Below are 1,101 nucleotides of genomic sequence, written 5' to 3'. Positions count from 1 at the left end.
GCACAAGAGCGCGACTGTCGAACAGGGCGCAGTCCTGAAGAGCCCCCTTGTTCTCGGTGCTCTCTACGGCGCCACGCAGGCGAAGCTGGCAGCGTCCTTCACGTCACCCGCTCCCTTGTACTTCGCGAGCTGAGGGTACGGGCACAGCGGCATCGTGCGGTTCACGACTGCTCCAGTTCGATGGCTTGCCAGAACAGAGGTTGGTGCCATGCCCGATTCCACCCATTCGACCATCTTGTCGAGCAGGTCGAATGGGTCCGGTTGAGGGCCCTCGCCGCCGCCGCAATGATTGACGCCGGGCGCAAAGAAAGTCCGCAGGAACCCGGTGGCGCGGCTCGCGCCGTACCGCGCGTTGACGGCCTCAACGTAATCCTGCGTGTGATAGGCCGATACGGCGGGGTCGTTATAGCCGTGCCAGATGATCAGCTTGCCGCCGCGGTCCTTGAATCGGGTGAGATCCGTACTCACAGCGTCAAAGTGCGCACTGAGCTTGTTCGACGCGAAGTTGTAGTCGACGTCGGTGTCCACGTTGAGGTTGGCAACGATGCTGTACGACGGGTTCTCGTAAACCACGTTGGGCCAGAAACCGGCCCAGTTGCCATTGGGAGCCGTGGCGCCGAGCCAAGGGGAACCGCCTTCGGAACCGTGGGGGAACGCAGCGTACATCTGCCGTCCATCGGGCCGCGTCACGCGTGCGAAGTAGCGCTGCATGGAAGTCACCTGCCCGGGGGTGAGGCAGCTGTTGCTGTCCGTGCCCGCCGGACACGCCATAGACGATGGATCGAACGTGCAACGCTGCGGCTGCTGCAGGAGACCATCGACCAGGCCATCGTCCTTGTCACACGCGGCGAGAACGGCGTCGTGGATCGCGGGCAGCTTCGCTCGGGGCACCAGCAAGCTCGGGTCCCGCATCCCCTTCACCGCCACCCATGGCGCGGCGAACTGGCTTCCAACCCAATCGAACACCGGGGCTCCTGCCACGATGCCGTCGAAGTTCTCGGGGTATCGCTGCGACTGCATCATGCCCTCGCCGCCGCCTTGCGAGCAGCCGAGCCAGTAGGCCTTCTTTGCAGTCTTTCCGTAGAACGCCTGGGTCACCGC

At 64.1% G+C, this 1,101-nt stretch carries 1 protein-coding gene; it reads right to left on the bottom strand.

Annotation, left to right across the window (positions count from 1 at the left end):
• Nucleotides 1-63 precede the first annotated feature (63 nt).
• Nucleotides 64-1,101: tannase/feruloyl esterase family alpha/beta hydrolase (locus tag AC1DOC_RS34685; protein WP_478131715.1), on the bottom strand; the 1,038-nt coding region annotated here is incomplete at its 5' end.

Source organism: Variovorax sp. 01T439_2 (assembly GCF_056398445.1).
Note: the sequence above shows the minus strand (reverse complement) of the source record. Positions and strands in the feature narration are given on the sequence as shown.